The sequence below is a fragment of the Rhizobium sp. IBUN genome (assembly GCF_000510625.1).
In the GTDB taxonomy this organism is placed as follows: Bacteria; Pseudomonadota; Alphaproteobacteria; order Rhizobiales; family Rhizobiaceae; genus Rhizobium; species Rhizobium altiplani.
Genome location: NZ_AZNV01000021.1, coordinates 35440 through 55855, shown reverse-complemented (window position 1 = coordinate 55855; position 20416 = coordinate 35440). Strand labels below are relative to the sequence as shown.

The 20416-nt window shown below is 61.0% G+C and carries 23 protein-coding genes; 5 read left to right on the top strand and 18 right to left on the bottom strand.

Annotated elements, in window-relative coordinates; translation table 11 throughout:
* Positions 1 to 59: 59 nt before the first annotated feature.
* The 8 genes from RHIBUN_RS0119215 to hutI all read right to left on the bottom strand — a co-directional run bounded on the left by RHIBUN_RS0119215 (position 60) and on the right by hutI (position 9139).
* A complete protein-coding gene (locus RHIBUN_RS0119215; protein ID WP_025660808.1) occupies positions 60 to 914 on the bottom strand; it encodes an ABC transporter permease subunit in 855 nt (284 codons plus the stop codon).
* Positions 911 to 1702 carry an ABC transporter ATP-binding protein gene (locus tag RHIBUN_RS0119210; protein ID WP_025660807.1) on the bottom strand — a complete coding sequence of 264 codons (792 nt, stop codon included), beginning with the start codon at positions 1700 to 1702 and terminating at the stop codon, positions 911 to 913. Before RHIBUN_RS0119210 ends, RHIBUN_RS0119215 begins: the two co-directional genes overlap by 4 nt.
* Positions 1703 to 1777: 75 nt before the next feature.
* A complete protein-coding gene (gene tauA, locus RHIBUN_RS0119205) occupies positions 1778 to 2791 on the bottom strand; it encodes a taurine ABC transporter substrate-binding protein (protein WP_025660806.1) in 1014 nt (337 codons plus the stop codon).
* 211 nt (positions 2792 to 3002) lie between these two features.
* Positions 3003 to 3641 carry a HutD family protein gene (locus RHIBUN_RS0119200; RefSeq protein WP_025660805.1) on the bottom strand — a complete coding sequence of 213 codons (639 nt, stop codon included), beginning with the start codon at positions 3639 to 3641 and terminating at the stop codon, positions 3003 to 3005.
* A gap of 186 nt (positions 3642 to 3827) precedes the next feature.
* Positions 3828 to 5516, bottom strand: a complete 1689-nt coding sequence (gene hutU / locus RHIBUN_RS0119190) for a urocanate hydratase (RefSeq protein WP_018856178.1) — start codon at positions 5514 to 5516, stop codon at positions 3828 to 3830.
* Between the two features lie 26 nt (positions 5517 to 5542).
* Positions 5543 to 6343 carry an N-formylglutamate deformylase gene (hutG, locus tag RHIBUN_RS0119185; RefSeq protein WP_025660804.1) on the bottom strand — a complete coding sequence of 267 codons (801 nt, stop codon included), beginning with the start codon at positions 6341 to 6343 and terminating at the stop codon, positions 5543 to 5545.
* 1 nt (position 6344) lies between these two features.
* Positions 6345 to 7880, bottom strand: coding sequence for a histidine ammonia-lyase (gene hutH / locus RHIBUN_RS0119180; RefSeq protein ID WP_025660803.1), 1536 nt, complete (start codon positions 7878 to 7880; stop codon positions 6345 to 6347).
* Complete coding sequence (gene hutI / locus RHIBUN_RS0119175) at positions 7877 to 9139, bottom strand: imidazolonepropionase (RefSeq protein WP_025660802.1); 1263 nt, start codon at positions 9137 to 9139, stop codon at positions 7877 to 7879. The genes hutH and hutI overlap by 4 nt, the downstream gene beginning before the upstream one ends.
* A 121-nt stretch (positions 9140 to 9260) precedes the next feature.
* Here hutI and RHIBUN_RS0119170 point away from each other — a divergent pair, with 121 nt between their 5' ends.
* Together RHIBUN_RS0119170 and hutC are read left to right on the top strand one after the other, a co-directional pair.
* Positions 9261 to 10622 (top strand): formimidoylglutamate deiminase, encoded by a 1362-nt coding sequence (locus RHIBUN_RS0119170; protein WP_037217199.1) that lies wholly within the window; start codon positions 9261 to 9263, stop codon positions 10620 to 10622.
* A 56-nt stretch (positions 10623 to 10678) separates the two neighbouring features.
* Entirely contained in the window at positions 10679 to 11401 is a 723-nt protein-coding gene (gene hutC / locus RHIBUN_RS0119165) for a histidine utilization repressor (protein ID WP_025660800.1), read from the top strand.
* 275 nt (positions 11402 to 11676) lie between these two features.
* On the opposite strand, the gene RHIBUN_RS0119155 is transcribed toward hutC, so the two are convergent.
* From RHIBUN_RS0119155 to RHIBUN_RS0119145, 3 genes are all read right to left on the bottom strand, one after another.
* Positions 11677 to 12399: a CBS domain-containing protein gene (locus RHIBUN_RS0119155; protein WP_025660798.1), complete on the bottom strand. Its 723-nt coding sequence runs from the start codon at positions 12397 to 12399 to the stop codon at positions 11677 to 11679.
* Between the two features lie 45 nt (positions 12400 to 12444).
* Positions 12445 to 12777, bottom strand: a complete 333-nt coding sequence (locus RHIBUN_RS0119150; RefSeq protein ID WP_025660797.1) for a metalloregulator ArsR/SmtB family transcription factor — start codon at positions 12775 to 12777, stop codon at positions 12445 to 12447.
* A 95-nt stretch (positions 12778 to 12872) separates the two neighbouring features.
* A complete protein-coding gene (locus RHIBUN_RS0119145) occupies positions 12873 to 13436 on the bottom strand; it encodes a threonine transporter RhtB (protein ID WP_025660796.1) in 564 nt (187 codons plus the stop codon).
* Between the two features lie 123 nt (positions 13437 to 13559).
* On the opposite strand from RHIBUN_RS0119145, the gene RHIBUN_RS0119140 reads away from it, so the two are divergent.
* A complete protein-coding gene (locus RHIBUN_RS0119140; RefSeq protein ID WP_018856187.1) occupies positions 13560 to 13772 on the top strand; it encodes a hypothetical protein in 213 nt (70 codons plus the stop codon).
* An 85-nt stretch (positions 13773 to 13857) separates the two neighbouring features.
* On the opposite strand, the gene RHIBUN_RS33600 is transcribed toward RHIBUN_RS0119140, so the two are convergent.
* From RHIBUN_RS33600 to RHIBUN_RS0119110, 6 genes are all read right to left on the bottom strand, one after another.
* Positions 13858 to 14214 carry a hypothetical protein gene (locus RHIBUN_RS33600; protein WP_025660795.1) on the bottom strand — a complete coding sequence of 119 codons (357 nt, stop codon included), beginning with the start codon at positions 14212 to 14214 and terminating at the stop codon, positions 13858 to 13860.
* A 193-nt stretch (positions 14215 to 14407) separates the two neighbouring features.
* Positions 14408 to 14590, bottom strand: a complete 183-nt coding sequence (locus RHIBUN_RS0119130) for a hypothetical protein (RefSeq protein ID WP_018856190.1) — start codon at positions 14588 to 14590, stop codon at positions 14408 to 14410.
* Positions 14587 to 15003 (bottom strand): hypothetical protein, encoded by a 417-nt coding sequence (locus RHIBUN_RS0119125; protein WP_025660794.1) that lies wholly within the window; start codon positions 15001 to 15003, stop codon positions 14587 to 14589. The genes RHIBUN_RS0119130 and RHIBUN_RS0119125 overlap by 4 nt, the downstream gene beginning before the upstream one ends.
* On the bottom strand, positions 15000 to 15929 hold the full coding sequence (locus RHIBUN_RS0119120) for a U32 family peptidase (protein ID WP_025660793.1): 930 nt from the start codon (positions 15927 to 15929) through the stop codon (positions 15000 to 15002). The genes RHIBUN_RS0119125 and RHIBUN_RS0119120 overlap by 4 nt, the downstream gene beginning before the upstream one ends.
* Positions 15930 to 15932: 3 nt before the next feature.
* A complete protein-coding gene (locus tag RHIBUN_RS0119115; protein WP_025660792.1) occupies positions 15933 to 16910 on the bottom strand; it encodes a peptidase U32 family protein in 978 nt (325 codons plus the stop codon).
* Positions 16901 to 17407 carry an SCP2 sterol-binding domain-containing protein gene (locus RHIBUN_RS0119110; RefSeq protein ID WP_025660791.1) on the bottom strand — a complete coding sequence of 169 codons (507 nt, stop codon included), beginning with the start codon at positions 17405 to 17407 and terminating at the stop codon, positions 16901 to 16903. The genes RHIBUN_RS0119115 and RHIBUN_RS0119110 overlap by 10 nt, the downstream gene beginning before the upstream one ends.
* A gap of 101 nt (positions 17408 to 17508) precedes the next feature.
* Between RHIBUN_RS0119110 and RHIBUN_RS0119105 the strand changes: the two genes are divergently transcribed.
* Positions 17509 to 19017 carry a UbiD family decarboxylase gene (locus tag RHIBUN_RS0119105; RefSeq protein WP_025660790.1) on the top strand — a complete coding sequence of 503 codons (1509 nt, stop codon included), beginning with the start codon at positions 17509 to 17511 and terminating at the stop codon, positions 19015 to 19017.
* Positions 19004 to 19639 carry a UbiX family flavin prenyltransferase gene (locus tag RHIBUN_RS0119100; protein WP_037217196.1) on the top strand — a complete coding sequence of 212 codons (636 nt, stop codon included), beginning with the start codon at positions 19004 to 19006 and terminating at the stop codon, positions 19637 to 19639. Before RHIBUN_RS0119105 ends, RHIBUN_RS0119100 begins: the two co-directional genes overlap by 14 nt.
* On the opposite strand, the gene RHIBUN_RS0119095 is transcribed toward RHIBUN_RS0119100, so the two are convergent.
* Positions 19594 to 20274 carry an NnrU family protein gene (locus tag RHIBUN_RS0119095; RefSeq protein ID WP_025660788.1) on the bottom strand — a complete coding sequence of 227 codons (681 nt, stop codon included), beginning with the start codon at positions 20272 to 20274 and terminating at the stop codon, positions 19594 to 19596. The two genes, RHIBUN_RS0119100 and RHIBUN_RS0119095, sit on opposite strands and share 46 nt — an antisense overlap.
* Between the last annotated feature and the right edge of the window lie 142 nt (positions 20275 to 20416).

Here is a 20416-nt window from a genome sequence, read left to right as displayed (position 1 = left end):
TTCCCTGGGCCGGTAGACCCGGCACCGTCTTGAGCCACGAGGGACGCTTTGCGTACCCCCTAGCTCTTACCTTTCCACGGAACGAGGGTTGCTTCCAAGAGGCGAACGGCAGCGCTGAAGGCAAATGCACAGGCAGCGATGATGCCGATGCCAACGAAGACAACGTCGGTTGCCAGAAACTGGGACGCCGACATGATCATGTAGCCGATGCCGCGGTTGGAGGCGATCAACTCCGCAGCGACGAGCGTGCCCCATCCGACGCCAAGCGCAATGCGGATACCCGTCAGGATCTCCGGCAGAGCCGATGGCAAAACGATGCTGACAAGAAGGTGCCAGGGCCGGGCGCCAAGGGACCGCGCCGCGTTGACGCGCTCGATCGGCAGGGCGCGCACGCCAGCCTGCGCCGAAAGGCAGATCGGTGCGAACATGGCAAGCACGAGAAGCGTTACCTTCGACGTCTCGCCGATGCCGAGCCAGATGATCATCAGCGGCAGATAGGCGAGGGGCGGTAGCGGCCAGTAGAATTCGATCGGTGTGTCGAAGATGCCCTTCGCCCAGCGATTGAGCCCCATCAGCAGGCCGATCGGGATGCCGGCGGCGATGGCGATGGCAGCTGCCGTTGCAATCCTGAACAGGCTTGCCGAAATATGTTCGCCGAGCGACGCACCGGCATAGCCGTCACGATAGACGGCTCCGATCTGCGTGGCGACCTCCTGTGGTGTCGGCAGGAAAAGACGCGGTACCAACCCCAGCCTGGCGATCAGCCACCAGGTTCCAATCAAAGCGACGGCTGTCGCGAAGCTGATGACAGGCGTATTGCGTTCGCCGACGCCGAACCCGTTCATCTCGACGGTCTTCGGTTGATCCGTTTCGGCCCGCACGACCACGCCCGCCGTTTCGATGACATTGCTCATTCCGCCGCACTCCTGATCTCGTCGGAGCCATGCAGAATGGTCCGGATTTCTTCTCGCAAACCGGCAAACTCCGGTGCCATCTTGATCGATCGGGCGTCGCCAGTGCGGGCGAATTCGCGAACGAAATCGAGTTCGAAGCGCGCCACAATGCGGCCGGGACGCGGCGACATCACCACAAGCTGCGTCCCGAGGAACAGAGCTTCCTCGATCGAATGTGTAATGAAGAGAATGCGTTTTCCCGTTGTTTTCCAGATCGATACGAGGAGTTCCTGCATCTGTTCACGCGTCAGGCTGTCCAGGGCTCCGAAAGGCTCGTCCATCAAAAGAACATCAGGATCGGCGGCAAGGGCGCGGGCAATCCCGACGCGCTGGCGCATGCCACCCGACAATTCGTAGGGAAAGGCTTTCGCGAAGTCTTTCAAACCGACGAGAAACAGAAGCTCTTCAGCGCGGGTACGCCGCGCAGCTTTTGGAGTACCCGTAAACTGAAGGCCAAGTGCGACATTGTCGACGACCGACTTCCAAGGCAGCAGGGTATCCTTCTGGAACACGACGCCTCGGTCCGCGCCAGGGCGCGTGACCGGTCGCCCATCAAGAGTAATCGTGCCCGAGGAAAGCGGCAGGAAGCCCGCGATCGCATTGAGGAGTGTGGACTTGCCGCAACCCGATGCACCAAGTGCCACGACGAAGCTGTTGTCTGGAATATCGAGAGAAACGCGATCCAGGGCATGGACCGTCCGGCCATCCCGCGTCCGGAAATAGACGCTTGCGTGATCGACTTTGAGCATGTGCCGTCTCTTCATGTTGTGGCGCTGGCGCGATATCGCGCCAGCGTAGCAGGATGGGAAGATTGGTTCGTTATTTCAGTTACTTGCGTTGACAAGTGCATCCGGCGTGACAAAAGCCGCGTAGCTCGGCAGCACCTCGCTCACCTTGCCCTGGTCCTTCAGGAAGGCGGCTGTGTCCTTGAGGATCTTGGCAGCGCCCGACTTTTCGCCACCACCGAGCCAGGCCTCGGACGCCTGCACCTCAGGGGTCAGCAGCGTGAGGTTCTTCAGTGCGGCAGCCTGCTGCTCGGGTGTGCCACCAAGTGTCTTGGCAAGCAGCTTGGCATTTTCGCTGTCTGCGTCCCAGGCCTTCTTGTCTGCCGCGAAGGAGGCGTAATACTTGTTGACCACGCTGGCGAAGCCCTTCAGGAACGCCGGGTTCTCATCGGCGAACTTCGATGCGGAAACCCATGCGGAGAAAGTGGGCGCGCCCTTGTCGGCGACATCCTTGGAGGTGACAAGCACCTTGCCGTTCTTTTTCAGCTCGCTCAGCGCCGGATCCCAGACAAAGCCACCGTCAATGTCGCCGCGGTTGTAGCTGGCGACGATCTCGGGCTGAGGAATTGCAAAGACCTGAACATCCTTTTCCGTCAGTCCGAGAGATTTGATCAACGCAAGAAGCTGATAGTGGTCGGTCGATACCGGCGCGGCAGCGAGCTTCTTGCCCTTGAGGTCGGACAGAGACGCAATGCCCGAGCCGTTGCGAACAACCAGCGCCTCGTCGATGCCGGAGATCGAGGAAAGGTAGAAGGCCTTGACCTCCAGTCCGCGCGAGGTCGCAGCTGCGAACGGGCTCGAGCCGACGTAGCCGACCTGCACATCGCCCGAAGCGATGGCCGCGAAGATTTCAGCCCCGGAGTTGAACTTGCGGAAATCGATGTCGTAGCCGGTTGCCTTCGCAAATTCGCCATTGGCGATTGCGACCGACGACGGCAGCGCATCCGTCTGATAGGCCACCACGACCTTCTTGTCGGCTGCCTCTACGGAAAATGTTGCCAGCAGGCTCGCGGAACCGAGTGTGATCGCCGCCAATAATGTCCTGATATTCATGTTTCGCCCCCTTGCAGCTGAGCGTCAGCTTCAGCGCCTGAACTTGTTTCGACGCTTGGAACCGTAGGGCGGATGCTTCAGCGGACACAGGAAAAACTATCTATTTTATAGAATATAAGAACAATATTGTTTTTTGATTGAGTTGAGGCGCAAACATTCGCGCCTCGGCCGGCTGAGGGTCCTCGATCGGCACCATAATTGGGAAATGGCGTCAGACCGGATCGATAAGGATCAGGAAGCAGCGCGCTCTGCCGCTCACCTCGACATCCCCGGGTTGCTCGAGCAGAAGCTCGACATCCCCGGGTTGCTCGAGCAGAAGCTCGGCATCCCCGACCTGCTCGAGCAGAAGCGTATCGCCTTGGCCAAGATCCACGCTTTGGCCACTCCATTCAACGGTGAGCGCGCCCCGATGACACAGGAGAAGCCACGTCGGCGCTGCGGGCTGAAAGGTGGCCCTGGAATCGATATCAACCCTCTCGACCCGGTGGCGCAATCCGTCGCGACGCGTCATGACGTTCAGGTCCGTGATGGGTCCCTCGGCAAGCGCTGCAGCGACAGCGACATCGGCGGCAAAGGCAAGGGGAGCGCTGTCCTGGGTCAGCAACAGCGGATCATCCCCATCGATTGCGAGCTGCATGCCGTTGCCGTCGATAATCGAAAGCGTCCGGTCGATGCCGGGAAAGATCGAGAAGGGGCCATCGGTCGCGACCGTTGCCATGCTGACGCGCCAGTCGAAATCAGAAAGGGCCGCCCCCTCGGGCGAGACGGCGACCTCAACGGTCTCGCCGCCGCCGTTCTTCCACGGCATGCGGCGATAATTGCTGGCTCTGAGGACGGCGGCACGGGTCATTTTTGCTCCATCATTGTGAACTCACTGTCACCGGCTGGAACTGAGCGACAGTGGAAACCTTTCCCCCTATTTAGGGAGGTGCCTTCGATCCTCTCCTCATGGCACAGGCTTTCGGAGGCATTGATCCTTCTCATCGTCGACAAGACCGTTGCACGATGCGGCGGCCTTGTTCGACTGATGTGAGGCTTAGTTTCCGAGGATCGCGGGCAGGCGCAGGCCCTGTTCCTTGGCGCACTCGATCGCGATCTCGTAGCCAGCGTCGGCATGGCGCATGACGCCGGTTGCCGGGTCGTTCCAGAGAACACGCTCAAGTCTGCGCGCCGCCTCATCAGTGCCGTCGGCGCAAATGACCATGCCGGAATGCTGCGAGAAGCCCATGCCGACGCCGCCACCGTGATGGAGCGACACCCAGGTCGCACCCGATGCGGTGTTCAGGAGCGCATTCAAAAGCGGCCAGTCGGAGACAGCATCCGAGCCGTCCTTCATCGCTTCGGTCTCGCGGTTCGGTGAAGCGACGGAGCCGGAGTCGAGGTGGTCGCGGCCGATGACAACGGGTGCTTTCAACTCGCCGTTCCTGACCATCTCGTTAAACGCAAGGCCAAGACGATGGCGATCGCCGAGACCGACCCAGCAAATGCGCGCCGGCAATCCCTGGAAAGCGATGCGATCGCGGGCCATGTCCAGCCAGTTGTGCAGATGCTTGTTGTCAGGCAGAAGCTCCTTCACCTTGGCGTCGGTCTTGTAGATATCTTCAGGATCGCCCGACAGGGCTGCCCAGCGGAAGGGACCGATGCCGCGGCAAAACAGCGGGCGAATATAGGCAGGCACGAAGCCCGGGAAGGCGAAGGCGTTTTCCAGGCCCTCGTCCTTGGCAACCTGACGGATGTTGTTGCCGTAATCGAGCGTCGGAACGCCAGCATCCCAGAAGGCAACCATCGCTTCGACGTGGACCTTCATAGAAGCGCGCGCGGCCACTTCGACAGCCTTCGGATCGCTCTCGCGCTTGGCCTTGGCTTCCTCGACAGTCCAGCCGGCTGGCAGGTAACCGTTGCGCGGATCGTGCGCGGATGTCTGATCGGTCACGATATCGGGGCGAGGGCCACCGGCCTTCATGCGGCGAACGAGTTCCGGGAAGATTTCGGCAGCGTTGCCGAGCAGTCCGACCGACTTTGCTTCGCCGGCCTTCGTCCACTTGTCGATCAGCGCCAGGGCCTCATCGAGTGTCTTCGCCTTCTCGTCGACGTAGCGTGTACGCAGACGGAAATCGATGCGCGTCTCGTCACATTCGACGGCCAGGCAGCAGGCGCCCGCCATCACGGCTGCGAGCGGCTGTGCGCCCCCCATGCCACCAAGACCGCCGGTCAGGATCCATTTGCCCTTGAGGTTGCCATCGTAGTGCTGGCGGCCGGCCTCGACGAAGGTCTCGTAGGTTCCCTGCACAATGCCTTGCGTGCCGATATAGATCCATGAGCCGGCTGTCATCTGGCCGTACATGGCAAGGCCCTTTTTATCCAGCTCGTTGAAGTGATCCCACGTCGCCCAGTGCGGCACGAGGTTCGAGTTGGCAATCAACACGCGGGGGGCATCCTTATGCGTGCGGAACACGGCGACTGGCTTGCCGGACTGCACGAGGAGCGTTTCATCCTCGTTCAAAGTCTTCAGGGTCGCTGCGATACGGTCGAAATCGTCCCAGGTGCGGGCTGCACGGCCGATGCCGCCATAAACCACCAGTTCGTTTGGATTTTCCGCGACGTCAGGGTCGAGGTTGTTCATCAGCATGCGCAGCGGCGCTTCGGTCATCCAGCTCTTGGCGTTGAGTTCACTGCCGCGCGGGGCGCGGATCTCGCGAATGTTGTGACGTGGATTTGAGGTCATGCGGGGTTCCCCCTGTCGAGTGATCGTTATCGTTTCAGGCCCGGCGCGATCTGTTCGATACGCACCAGAATGTCTTTGAGGTGGACGCGAAGGCGCTCTGCCTTGGCCGCGTCGTAGGCAAACGGCGGCGCCTCAGTCTCAAGATGCGTCGATTGCGCCAGTTCCATCTGGATGGCGTGCACGCCCGTTTCAGGCTGGCCGTAGTGGCGCGTCGTCCACCCACCCTTGAAGCGGCCGTTGAGCACGCAGTCATAGCCTTCGGCCGCCTCGACGACCGTGAGCGTCGCCTGTTCGATGGCCCCATCGCAGGTCTTGCCCATATCGGTGCCGATGTTGAAATCCGGCAGCTTGCCTTCGAAAAGGAAAGGAATATGCGAGCGGATCGAGTGGCAATCATAGAGGATCGCCACGCCATGAATTGCTCTCACACGCTCGACCTCGGCGGCAAGGGCTGCGTGATAGGGAGCATGAAAGTCCCTGAGCCGCGCCGCAATGTCGGCTTCATCAGGTGCCTGTCCATCCTTCCAGATCGCCTTGCCGTCGAAGTCCGTTTCAGGAACCAGGCCGGTGGTGTTTTGGCCGGGATAGAGGCTGACGCCTGCCGGATCTCGGTTGGCGTCAATGACATAGCGATGGAACGTCGCGCGCACCGTCGTCGCATCGGCAAGCAGGCCGTCATAGAGGTCGTGGATGTGCCAGTCGGTATCGGCAAGAATCCTGCCGTTATCATTCAGACGCTCCCAGATGCCGGCGGGCACGTCAGTTCCGGTGTGCGGAAAACCCAGGATAATGGGTGAAGAACCCTGTTTGACGTCGACGACAGCCATCTCAGACCTCCAGAGCCGGCAGGATGCCGCTTGAGACTGATGCATTCAGCGCGCCTGTCGCGACGAGGTCGCCCGCCGCCTTCAGATCGTTCGCCATGTAGCGATCGAGCTCCAGAGTCGGTACCACGCTGCGGATGGTGGCGATCGCCTTCTGCAGTTCGGAACCTGTCGTGAGTGGCGCACGAAATTCCACGCCCTGCGCTGCGGTCAATGCCTCGATGCCGATAATGCTGAAGAGGTTGTCGGTCATCTGGAGCAGACGACGCGCGCCATGGCAGGCCATCGAAACGTGATCTTCCTGGTTCGCGGATGTCGGCGTCGAGTCGACGGAGGCCGGGTGCGACATCTGCTTGTTTTCCGACATCAGCGCTGCCGACGTTACCTCGGCGATCATCAGGCCTGAGTTGAGGCCCGGCTTCTTTGCCAGGAAGGCCGGCAGTCCATAGGAAAGCGCGGGATCGACCAGCAAGGCGATGCGCCTTTGCGCGATCGCGCCGATTTCGCAGATGGCGAGGGCGATCTGGTCGGCTGAAAAGGCTACCGGCTCGGCATGGAAATTGCCGCCCGAGACAACCGAGTTGTCCGAAAGCACCAGCGGGTTGTCGGTGACGGCATTGGCCTCGATCTCCAGTGTGCGCGCGACCGAGCGCAGAAGATCCAGGCAGGCACCATCGACTTGCGGCTGGCAACGAATGCAGTAGGGATCCTGCACACGCTCGTCGCCCTCAATATGGCTCTGGCGGATGACGGAGCTTTCGAGGAGCGCGCGAAGTGCCGCGGCCGTGTCGATCTGGCCCTTGTGGCCGCGTAGCGTGTGAATATCGGGATGGAAAGGCGCGGACGAGCCCATCGCCGCATCGGTCGACATGGCGCCGGTGATCAGTGCTGCCTGAGCTGCGCGGTGAGCCCGGAAGAGACCGGCAAGCGCCAATGCCGTCGAGGTCTGCGTGCCGTTGATGAGCGCAAGGCCTTCCTTGGCCGCCAGCACAACGGGCTTCAAGCCAGCCTTCGCAAGGGCGGCCGCGCCGGACAGGCGTTCACCCGCAAGGAAGGCTTCGGCTTCGCCCATCATCACGGCGGCCAGGTGGGCCAGCGGCGCAAGGTCGCCCGAAGCGCCCACGGAACCCTTTTCCGGGATGACCGGGATGACGCCTTTTTCGAGCATGCCTTCGATCAGCCGCACCAGTTCGAGCCGGACGCCGGAGGCGCCGCGACCGAGCGAAACGAGCTTCAAGGCCATGATCAGGCGAACGATGTTTTCGGGCAATGGCGCGCCGACGCCGCAGCAGTGGGACAGGATAAGATTGCGCTGGAGCGTCGCCACGTCAGCACTGTCGATCTTGATCGAAGCAAGTTTGCCGAAGCCGGTATTGATGCCATAGACCGGTGCATTGCCGGCCGCGATCTCTGCAATGCGGGCAGCGGCCTTGGCGATACCGGCATCAAAAGATGCGTCGAGCCTCGCCGGTTCACCGGTCCAGTAGATCGTCTCCAGATCCCTGAGCGAAACGGAGCCTGGATGAAGGGTAATGGTCAACGGTCGATCCTTTCGCCCTTGAAAACATGTGCATGAAGCGGGTTGAAGCCGATGCGGTAAACGAGCTCCGCGAGGCTTTCGACGTCCCAGATCGCAAAGTCCGCGGACTTGCCGGTCTCGAGCGTTCCTGTCTCGCCCAGAAGCCCAAGGGCGCGTGCACCCTCACGGGTCGCCCCCGCAATGCATTCTTCGACAGTCAGGCCGAAGAGCGTGGCTGACATATTCATCGTCAGAAGCAGCGAGGTGAGCGGCGAGGTGCCGGGATTGCAGTCGGTCGCAATGGCAATACGGGTGCCGGCGTCGCGCAGCGCCTGAACGGGCGGCTTCTGCTTTTCGTTGATGGCGTAGAAAGCGCCAGGCAAGAGAACAGCGACCGTACCGGCCGCAGCCATGGCGGCAGCACCCTCGGCATCGAGATATTCGAGGTGGTCGGCAGAGAGCGCACCATGGGAGGCGGCGAGCTTGGCGCCGCCAAGATTGGACAATTGTTCGGCATGCAACTTGACTGGCAGACCGAGTGCCTCTGCCTTGTCGAAGACCCGGGCGATCTCGGCGGTGGAAAAGGCGATGCCCTCGCAGAACCCGTCGACTGCATCGACCAAGCCCTCGGCATGGGCGTATTCGAGGCCTGGGAGGACGACCTCGGCAATGTAGTCGCTGTTGCGCCCCCTGTACTCGATCGGCGTTGCATGAGCGCCGAGATAGGACGTGACGACGCGCACCGGGCGAAGGCGCTCAAGCTGGCGGGCAGCGCGCAACATCTTCAGCTCGCCATCGACGTTCAGCCCATAGCCGGACTTGACTTCGATCGTCGTCAGCCCCTCGCGGATCAGCGTATCCAAGCGGGGAAGCGCCGCTTTGACGAGGCCTTCGACCGAGAGCGCATTTGTTGCCTTGACGGACGAGACGATGCCGCCGCCGGCGCGCGCAATCTCTTCATAGGTCGCACCTTCGAGGCGCATCTCGAACTCGCGGGCGCGATTGCCGCCAAAGACGATGTGGGTGTGGCAGTCGACGAGGCCCGGTGTAATCCAGCGGCCTTCGAGATCCGTGATCTCGGCGCGCTCGATCGCGGCAACCGGCAGTTCGGCCTCGGAGCCGACGTAGCTTATGCGCCCACCCTCGGTGACGAGGGCGCCTTTTTCGACGATGCCGAGGCCCTGCTTTTGCGGGTCGAGTGTTGCCAAGCGCACATTCCGCCACAGATGCGGACGGACGTCGCCGGATGGCTCATGGCTTGAAAATTTGTTCCCATTCATCAGCTTTGCGCCTTTCCTTATGCGGAAACATGTATATACATAATAAACCGATGACAAGTGAAATTTTGTGCGCTTCCATGGAAAAGAAAGATGCGCGGCGCCAAAGAGGAGAAAAAGCGTTATGGCTCAGACGGTGGCGACCAGACTTCATGCGAGCGCGGCACTTCTGCCGCAGGGATGGCGCAAGGACGTGCGCGTGACGATCGAGGACGGCCTGATTGCGACCATCGAGGCCAACGTCGCTCCGACGCCAGCCGATGATCGTCACGGCACGCTTGTGCCCGCGATGGGCAATCTCCACAGCCACGCTTTCCAGCGCGCCATGGCCGGCCTTGCCGAAGTGCGGGGACCAGCCAATGACAGCTTCTGGAGCTGGCGCACCGTCATGTACAAGTTCGCATTGTCGATGACGCCTGAACATGTCGAAGCCGTTGCCGCCCAGCTCTACATGGAGATGCTGGAGGCCGGCTTTTCCCGGGTCGGCGAATTCCACTATCTGCACCACGACAAGAACGGCACACCCTACGCCAACATTGCCGAGCTGGCCGAGCGCATCGGGGCGGCGGCAAATGTCAGCGGCATCGCCCTGACGCTGCTTCCCGTATTCTATGCCCATTCTGGCTTCGGCGGCGCCGCACCGATCGAGGGTCAACGGCGCTTCATCAATTCGCTGGACAGTTTTGCCGCCCTGATGGACGGCTGCCGCAAGGTGACGATGAGGCTTCAAGGTGCCGAGCTCGGCCTTGCCCCACATAGCCTGCGCGCCGCCACGCCCGAGGAACTGGCGACGGTCGTCCCGCTTGCCGGTAACGGCCCGATCCACATCCACATTGCCGAGCAGGTCAAGGAAGTCGAGGATTGCATTGCCTGGTCTGGCGCCCGGCCCGTCGAATGGCTGCTTGCCAACCAACCCGTCGATGATCGCTGGTGCCTGATCCACGCGACGCACATGAGCGACGAGGAAACCCGTGGCATGGCCCGTAGCGGCGCCATCGCCGGCCTTTGCCCGATTACCGAGGCCAACCTCGGCGATGGCACCTTCGAGGCACCGCTCTTCATCGAACAAGGCGGACGTCTCGGCGTCGGCTCCGATTCCAACGTGGCGATCTCGCTTTCCGGCGAACTGCGCCAGCTTGAATACTCAGAGCGTCTGGCGTTGAGGGCCCGCAATGTGGTGGCTGCACCCGGCGGCTCAACGGCGCGCAGCCTGTTCGATCATGCAATAACCGGCGGCGGCGCCGCCCTGAAGGCCCCTGGGGGAATTGCCGTCGGTCATCACGCCGATCTCATCTCGCTCGACACGACGGCCGTGCCCTACCTTTCAGGCGACCAGTTGCTCGATCATTGGATTTTTGCCGGCGGTGTCGCGGTCGACAGTGTCTGGGCGCTCGGCCGCAAGCAGGTGGAAGGCGGCCGCCACGTAGCGCGCGAGGCGATCAATCGCCGGTTCCTGAAGGCGATGGGCGAGCTTCTTTCAGCATAGGGCTTTCCAGGTCCCGACATTCACATTAGAGCGGGAGGTATAACCGGAGCGTGACGATGAACCAAAGCAAGGACATCACCTTGCATCAGCGGATCGTGAGTGACATCGAAGGCCGCATCGTCTCGGGCGAATGGCCACCGGGTCACCGCATCCCGTTCGAAGTGGATCTCACCAAGCAATATGACTGTTCGCGCATGACCGTGAACAAGGCGCTGACCCAGCTCGCCAAGGCGGGCCTCATCGAGCGTCGGAAAAAGTCCGGCAGCTTCGTCACACAGCCGCAGGCACAATCGGCCGTCCTCGAGATCCACGACATCGGCGCCGAGGTCAAGTCATTGAATCTCGCCTATGCCTTCACGGTCTCAAAGCGCGTGCAACGCAAGGCCAGGGCCGAGGACATCGGACGCCTGGACGTCATGCCGGGCTCTTCCGTTGTCGACGTGGCCTGCATTCATCACGCGGGCGGACGGCCATTCTGCCTCGAGGAAAGGCTAATCAGTCTGTCGACCGTACCCGAGGCAGCCGACGCCGATTTTTCCGAGATGGCACCCGGTGCCTGGCTGATCAATCAGATCCCATGGAGTAGCGCCGAGCACCGCATCCATGCCGTATCGGCCGGCGCGGACGAGGCTGCCGCCCTGGACATCCCGCGCAACACGGCCTGTCTGGTCGTCGAACGCCGCACCTGGAGCAATGTCGGGCCAGTCACTCACGTGCGCTTCACCTATCCCGGCGACCGGCACGCACTGGTAGCGCGCTTCACCCCGGCGTCGCAATAGCGAACGGCCTTGTCAGACGGCGTTGTCAGCAAGGCACCTGGTTCCTCGAAGCGCAAGTCTCCTACCCGAGTTTCGTGGCTCGCCAGTGAACGCAACCGAACGTCACGCAAAACGTGCTGCAGAAGGTTGATGTCTTAGAATATCGCAGCAAGCTCGCCATCGCCGGCAAGACTGCCGCAATGCATATTGGCGTCAGCACTTTTGCCTCTCCCGTCATCGGGTCGGGGCCGGCCATGCGGCTTTTTGCAACGGTCAAGCCGCCGGTTGAGGCGCGTTCAGTTCAGCCTCTCTTCGACGGTCGGTGACGGCGCCAAAATCCTGAAGCTCTGATCGATCCAGGTGAGTTCGTCCCGAACGTCCTGCACGCCGGCGACATTCTCCGCCGCCACTCTTACGGCCGCCCGCACCCGTTCGTCGGGAACCGTCCCTCTCAACACGACAATGCCGGCATTGACGCTGACGCGGATCTGTCCACATCGAGCCCATTCCCTGGTCTGCAATTCCGCCTCGACGTTCGATAGGATCGTCCTGTCATCAATCGGAAAGACCGAGACCGATCGCGATTGTCGAAGCGGCTTGAGGAAGTCCTTTCTGGCAATGATGCCGACGAGGCTGTCCCCCACGACCACCGGCAGCCGCTTTACACTTGTCTGCTCCATCAATTCTGCCGCCTCGGTCAGCGTCGCATAAGGAGAGACGGTCACAAGCGGACGCGACATGACTTCACCAACGCGCCGTTCGCGCAAGGCCACATATTCGTCGGCAAGGCAGTCCTGACCCGTCAAGAGTTGCAGCCACCATGAACGGCGCGTCTCGGTCTGCGCCTCCGTCCTCCGCACCAGGTCGCTTTGGCTCAGCATGCCCACCAGGCCGCCCCGCGCATCAAGCACCGGAAGGCCACTGATGCGATGGTAGAGCATCAGTTCTGCAGCATCGATCACGGTCGCCCGCTCAGTGATCGTGATGACGCCTTCTGTCATGATTTGACTTACGCGCATTTCGGGCACCTCCAGGGCGCAAGCCGGATCCGCTTCTACGAATGCCTACACGCCGTCCCGCGTGACGTCCGAAAACCCGAACATCGACAACTGGACCCCATAAGGAAAAAGAATGGTGTTAACGAGCAGGAGCGCCTTGTCGCTTCTGCTGCCAGACAGAGAATAGTAGATCGTCTGCGCTTCACGACGCTGCTTGACCAGCTGATGCCGTCGAAGGATGTTCAGGTGCTGCGACAGGGCAGACCGACCCAGACCGATGCGGAACGCGAGTTCCCTGACGCAGATCTCGCCCTCGGCGAGTGTTCTCAACACGGCCAGGCGATGGGCATTCGCGAGCGCCGAGAAATATGCAGCGAGTTCGCCGTCGTCGCCGAGCATCGCATTTCCTCCGGTATGAACGGAGCGAATAGTAGCGACCTCCCGGATCCCTTCATTGAGCCAGCGCAAATTGCTGGGGAAAGACGGCTCGTCTCCTAGCGAAGAGCACTCGCCGTCAAAACGATGGAGAAGATCATCAAGGCTGCTGAACCGCAACGCCTGGCGATCAAGGGCATGTGATCGCTTTCGCCGATCACCAGCCTGCCGGCGGCAAGCCAAATCAGGGAAGTCGAGAGTGCCACGGCGACGAACGCCATCATCGTGCTGAGCGCAAGTCCATCCTGCGCGGAGGGAATGATCGTCAATCCGATTATTATTGCCTTCGGATTGAGCAATGTCGTCACGAACACGTGCCGGGGACCCGCAAATTCCGTCGAGGCGACGGTACTGCGCCCCCAAAGCTTGAAGGCAAGATAGAGCACCCAGACGGCGGAGATGGCCTTCACGACTTGCAGCGCGAGAGGGTGAGCATGCAGGAAAGGACCAGCGACGCTTGAAACGGGAATTATGATCGCAAGGTAAGCGAAGACAACAGCGGCGAGCACCTCAAGTAAGCCAATGCGAGATAGGCCGTGCGACGCCATGACGAGCAATGCGTTGGTCGGTCCCGGCAGTATCAGAAGTGTGAAAGCACCAAGTGCAAAGCTGAGGTCATTCATGGTCCGTATCCTGTGAAACTCGCCGCTCGCACGATGCGACGTCGGCCACATTGACATTGATCATTTTGGGAGAACTTGTCGCCACACGACGTGTTATGCTGGGACATGGATGGAGGTACCGCGATGCCTCACTTGATCTGGTTTCTGCTTACCCGCCTTTCGGCCGGATTCGCAATCGGATCCGTGGCTGGATTGGCTATCTGGAGGGTCGGCTCCTGGGGCGCAGGTATTGAAGTGCCCGACTATTATGTCGCCCAGGGCATGTTTGTCTATCTGTTCGGCAGCACGATCGCTGCCGGTTACCTGGCGACGGCGCTGTGGCTTGATGAACCTTGAACGCCGAAAGTCCGGCGCAAATGCGCAAAGCCGAAGGCATGAGCGCCGAGCGGCGCGATATTGACGACCAGGGCGATCCTGCCGCTCAGACCAACCCGAGCCGAGAACGACTGCCTTTCTGTTTCCAGGAGCCCCACTGGTCTTGCCAGGTCCACAGCGGCTCCGGAACCGGTTCTGCTTTTCTGCGGTTGCGAACGTCGGTCGCTCTGACAAGGAGCGTCTCGCAGTCGTCCTGGCGATCGCCGATGAAGGCGAGCGCCATCTCACAGAAACTATCAAGATGTTGAAGGAGACGTTCCTCCGTGGCGCGGGGAGGGGTGTCGACATTGAGGAGCGCGCGTCGCGTGACAACGATCGTCCGTGAACGACCGGCTGCCTGCAAAACGATGCGCCCGGATCTCTCCTTTCCGTCCAGCCACGCAGCGACTACCGTATACCGCAAAACTTGCTCCCTCCTTGCCGCGCACCAAAAGCGCCGCTGACGCCGATCCCTTGCCGAAGTTCTGCGAAGATGAGCGATGCGCTCTCCCAAAACCTTGATCTGGGTCAAACCGTGACATCATACCTGCCGGGCCCAAATACCTTCGTGAAGCCGGCTCGAACTCGCACTCGATGAACGCGAACTGGAATGAAGGCTATTCACCGGAGCGTTCCCTGCAAAGCCGGTCTTGCAGGTCACCCGGATCTTTCGAGAACCACCCGCGGGAATGGAAAAGGAACGCCTCCAGGACGGCCCGCTGCTCGCCGCCAGACGCTCCCCAAAGGCTGACGAACTCCAGAGCGTCGATATGTCTCTGCCAGCTCCGTTCGGAATTCACGACAAGGCCTCCTGCACCTCAACATGCTTGGTTGATGGAGCGAGTATGTCGTTTCGATTGAAGGCGAAGGCTCTCAGGAGCTGCGATCCCAACCGCGCCTGCTGGGCCAGGTCGTCGAAGATCAACGCCGCCTCCTCAACCTCCCCGATCTCTGTTGCCGGTCCGAACTGGTCGAGTTCCTTCAGAAGTTCCATAAGGGTCGACACTTTGTCCCGTTGTCGCATGGCAGACAGAAAGAGCTCCTGGACGACTGCAGCGCGCTGTTTCGGCACCAGGCTGACCAGGACCTGGCCCACAACCGTGGAGCAACCGCAATCGAGCGCCGGATTTTTCGCAAAAGCCTTGATCTGGCGAACCGCTGCAAGAATATGATTATCGGCGAGACTGCCGCTTCGCGATTGCTTCCCTGTCATCTGCTCGCTCCTTCTGTGTTCCTTTGTCTTGCGATCCATTCCGCACCGGCGCGCCCGTGATGAAATCCGTTCGACAACGGGACGTCGGGATAGAGGCTTCGTATTCTTGAGCCCGTCTCCGCCGGCTCGAGGTGACCGTCGAGCATCTTTCGATAGAGCGCGGACACGGCAACCATGTCGCAATCCTGCGGCGAGAGGCGCAGTGAGCTGACGCCCAGTGCGTCCCACTCCTCCGGCCCTTCCAGGAGCGCCTGGCAGGAGTGGGAGACCGTCTGTACGCCGTTCAATGCGAGAAACGGCTGGTTTGAAAGCGTGCCTACGGAAAGGCCGTCGGGGTCTTCCTGGCAAACGAACTGACAATTGTCCTTGGTCTTTCCCTTGGATCGGGCATGCGCGCAGCGCGCCGAGATGGCGAGGGGTAAGCGGCCGAACGCGAAGAGCTCGAAATCGCCTCCGGGGCAGGATCGCGTGATCTCGGCGACCGACGCTGCCGGCAGCTCCGGGGGCAGGCAGATGCTGGCCGCGCCGTTTCGTGCGAGAAGCTTGGCCGACGGTCCATTATAGACATTGACGAAGGGGCCGACGGTGTGACGCCGGCCCTTCAGCATCTGAAGGGCGGAAAGATCGTTGGCTTCGACCAGGTGATCTTCATCGGCTGCAACTGATCTCTGATATTTCGATTCACGATCGAGGGTTACAAGGGCGAGCGTGGAGAGACGGACTTCCTTTCCCGCCGCCTCCAGGCGTTCAACGACAGCCACGAACTCGGGTTCCATGAAATGCAACCGCTTGGAACAGACGGTCTCGCCAAGCACCACGACGTCGACAGGCGACTGGTCGGCGATTTCGAAATAGAAGTCGCGCCAGCGCTCTGTCGGCCAAAGATAGAGGAGCGGCCCCAAGGTAAGCTTCAAGGGAGATTTCATCGACTACCTCCAGCGCTTCTCATAGGCGCCCTTTGTCGTCTGTTGTCCCTCGCTGAGTTTGCGAAGGCGTGACATGAGGACCGGGCGGTCCGCGGGCGCCGCCTTCAGCGTGGCGCGAAGCGTGGAAACGACTTCCGAGATGTAGGCCTTGCCGCGTTGACGGCCTTCGACCTTCAATGCCTTGACGCCGGCCGCCCGAAGTTCGTCGAGCTGGTCCATGACGTCCAGCGACACCGGATCCTCGAAAGCGTAGGTCGCGCTTTGTCCGACTGCGAAGCGACCCTTGCACAGCGTCGGATAGCCAGCGGGTTCTTCTTCGGAAAACCGGTTTATGGTGAAGCCACCCAGTTCAGACACCAGGTCGACGCCGGCCTGCCGGTAGCGTACGTGGCTGGCTGGCGAGCATACGCCGTTCATATTTGGCGACTTGCCGGTCGCGTAGGAGGACAGCGAGCAGCGCCCCTCTGCCATGACGCACAATCCGCCAAAGACAAAAACCTCCAATTCGCAGTCTACGCTTCGTGCAATGCGGGCGATGTCCTGGATGGTGAGGGTACGCGGCAGCACGATGCGGGCAGCACCGAAACAGTCGACCAGATATGAAAGGGCCTCGGGATTGGAGGCAGACGCCTGAACGGAGATGTGGAGGCGCTGTGCCGGGTGATGTTCCGCGACATGCGCCATCAATCCGAAATCTGCAACGATGAGGGCGTCGGCGCCCGCTTCCGACGCTTCCCTTGCCCTGCGGTACCAGAGATCTTCCTTGCCAGCGGTCATGAAAGTGTTGAGAGCGACAAACGTCTTCACCTTTCGCGCGCGTGCGTAGCCCATTGCATCACGAAGCTCGGCGACATCAAAGTTCAAACCCGGGAAGTTGCGCGCGTTTGTCTCGTCGCGAAAGCCGCAGTAGACGGCATCAGCCCCCGCATCGACGGCCTCGCGAAATGATGCAGGGGTTCCTGCAGGGCAGATCAGCTCCATTGGACACCATGCGCCTTCAGCGCTTGCCGACGGACCGAACCGAGGGCTCCGGTGATGGAACGGGTCATCGGGCCCGACAATCTCCCGACGGCGTCAACGAGGTCTATTTCGTTGTCATCAAGGGCGTTTCGAAGTGCCAGCACCGCTTCCATGTCACCCGTGACAGTGAGCTTTCTGGCGAAGAATATGGCGTCGCCGTCGATCCTGCCCTCGGCAAGGGCCAGCATCAGGACCAGCGGTCCGCAGATGGTGGTGTCAGCGGCCATGTGGGTACCGCGACGAAAGGCTTGGACAGTGCGATCTTTTGGGCAAATCAGGAATGAAAACGGGAAGTCCGACGGCACGAATGCAAAGCGGGACTGGCTGTACTCACCGAGCCGGTCGAAGAGTTTGGGATGAATTGAAAGAACCTCCTTGAGCAGGAAGTCGGCGATGCGCCCGACGATCGGCAATGGAATGATGCGGGCGGTCGCCATCAGGCGAGATGGGGCGAGCATTACGGCCTCTCAGATTGAACAAGCCATCCTAGTTTTTCTTGGCGAGGCTCTGTTTGATCTGAGACAAAGACAAGGACGGTTTCCTCGTCGATTTCAGCGTCATGCGTAATGAAGAACCAAAAGCCAAACGGCATGGCGACCTGCAGTCCTTCCTTTTCGATCTGCAGCAGCGACGGCTGCTGCTTGTCGTGGAGGAGCCGGTGTCGCTCGTGCATGAACTGACCGCCCTGCACCAGAAAGTGCTTTCCGAGGGTGGCCCCGCCCTCCTCATCAAAAAACCCGTACACGCCGACGGACGGTTCTCCCCGATACCCGTCGTTGTAAATCTGTTCGGTACAAGGCAGCGGATCGAGCTCGGCTTTGGCGTCGGCGAAGCGGGATTGACGGGCCTCGCGAATGACCTGGCCGAGCTTCAGCGGCCGACACCACCCGTGTCGCTCGCCGATGCTTGGAGCAAGCTGCCAATGCTCAAGGCGGTGGGCAGCATGCGACCTCGCTTGCGCAGGGCGGCTGCCTCGCAGGAGGTCGTCTACAAGGGACCGCAGATCGATCTCGGGCAGTTTCCGGTACAATGGTGCTGGCCAGGCGAGCCGGCGCCTCTCGTGACCTGGCCGCTGGTGATTACATGCAATCCCGACGACCCCAGGGACGTGAACGTGGGCATATACCGGATGCAGGTCCGCGACCGCTCGTCGCTGATCGTTCGGTGGCTGGCCCATCGTGGTGGCGCGAAGCATTTTCGGCTGTGGCAGCGTAAGGGCCTCGATATGCCGATCGCCGTTGTGGTCGGGGCCGATCCGGCGACGCTTCTCGCCGGCGTCATTCCACTTCCCGAAGGCATGAGCGAACTGAACTTCGCCGGCCTTCTGCGCGGATCGAGAACCGAGGTCTCGAGCGCGCTCACTGTCCCGCTTGCGGTTCCTTCAAATGCCGAAATAATTCTCGAAGGCTACGTTTCCGCGGAGGAAACTGCGCCAGAGGGACCCTATGGAGATCATACCGGGTACTACAACTGCGTGGAGCCGTTTCCAGTCGTCAGGTTGAGTGCGATAACCACGCGGCGCTCGCCGGTTTATCTCTCGACGTATACCGGGCGCCCGCCAGACGAACCATCACGGCTGGGCGAGGCGATGACCGAGCTTTTCATCCCGATCGTGAAGCGCCAGTTTCCGGAGATCAGGGATCTGTGGCTTCCGCCGGAAGCTTGCTCCTACCGGGCAGTCGTCGTTTCGATCGACAAGCGCTATCCGGGTCAGGCACGCCGCATCATGATGGGGCTGTGGTCGATGCTCCCGCAGTTCAACTATACGAAGCTCATCATCGTCGTCGATCCGGATATCAGCGTCAGGAAGTGGGAGGAGATCATGTGGGCGGTCGCAACCCGGTTCGATGCCTCGCGGGACCTGGTGGTGCTGGAAAATACGCCAATCGACTACCTCGACTTCGCGTCTCCGAAGTCCGGGCTCGGCGCCAAGTTGGGCTTGGACGCCACCAACAAGATCGGCGCTGAGACCGAAAGGGAATGGGGTCGAGTGCTGGAGATGCACGAAAACCTTGAGGAAAAGGCCGCGCAAACATGGGAAAGGCTGCGACGTGATGCGGGTATCTGAACACAAGGATGTCGTGCTTGCCGTGACAGGAGCGTCAGGCGCAGCGCTGGGCGTCGCCGCGCTCGATTTGCTGGTCTCGCTGAATGTAAGGGTGCATCTCGTTGTTTCCGACAGTGGCTGCCGGACACTCGCTCACGAAGTTGGGGCTGAAGCCCACGGGCGCATGCTGATCAAGGCACATAGGACATACGACAACAACGACATTGGATCGGCTATCGCGAGTGGTTCGTTTCCGGCCACCGGCATGATTGTTGCACCTTGCTCCATGAAGACGCTGGCAGCGATCTCCACGGGGTTGTCTCAAAACCTGATTTCTCGGGCGGCGGATGTTCAACTGAAGGAAAGGCGCAGGCTGGTCCTGCTCACCCGCGAGACGCCGTTGCACCTCGGACACCTTCGCAACATGGTCACCGTCACGGAAATGGGAGCGATCGTCATGCCGCCCGTGCCGGCATTCTACAATCGGCCCGAGTCCGTCCAGGACGTGGTAGACCACCTCGCTCGTCGGGCAGTCGATCTGCTTGGACTTCCTGTCCCGCATCAATCGCGCGCCTGGCTTGGCGAGGCGTTATTCGATCAGCCGAATATTGCAAAAGGGTCGGCGCCGAAAAGCAGGGCATGACCGCCGCCAAACAAGAGCCAGCCAACAAGGATACCGGTCAGGAGAATGGAGGCGACCAAGGGCACGTCGAAGGCGGGTCGCCTTCCAGCCAGAAACGCCCGGAAAGGCAGGATCGAGGTCGGCGCAGCCAGGCTCTCCCACCGTGATCCAAGCCGCCGCTTTGCCCGCTTCTCGATCATCGGTATGGCGCCGATGGCAAAGAGGGCGAAACCGCCGAACAACAGAATGGACCGCAGATCGCCATTGGCGATGATGTGTCCCGCTGCCCAGATCGCGAACCCGAGGAGTACCGGATGGCGGGTGATGCCAACCACGGCGCCAGGTCTTTCCGATGACCGGACGGTGATCGAAAGGGGATTGGGACTAATAAGTCCTGCAATCACCAGGAAGCCGCCCAGGGGGGCCAGGACAAACGTGATCGCCGCATGCCAGGGCTGCAGGTCCCACAAAGGCACGTAGTCAAGTTTTAGCGCAGCGGCAAACAACCATGCCAGGGCCAGCAGCGAGGCCGCTGAATAGGCGACGAAGTAGGTCCGCCTGCCAATCCGACTGATGATGCCTGCTCGAACCGCTGGTGTAGCAGGGATCGAATGAAGCGCCAGAAACACCACAAACGCGGCTAGAAATTCGGTCACGCTCGCCTCCTTTTTCTTGTCGATGGCACGATCTGCACGAACGGGCGTTGAGGAATGTCAAATCAGCCTTGCGAAGTCCTCATCTTTGCGCCAGCGCAAAGAGCGGAGCAATTGCGCTGATAAAGGTGAGCCGTTCAGTCAC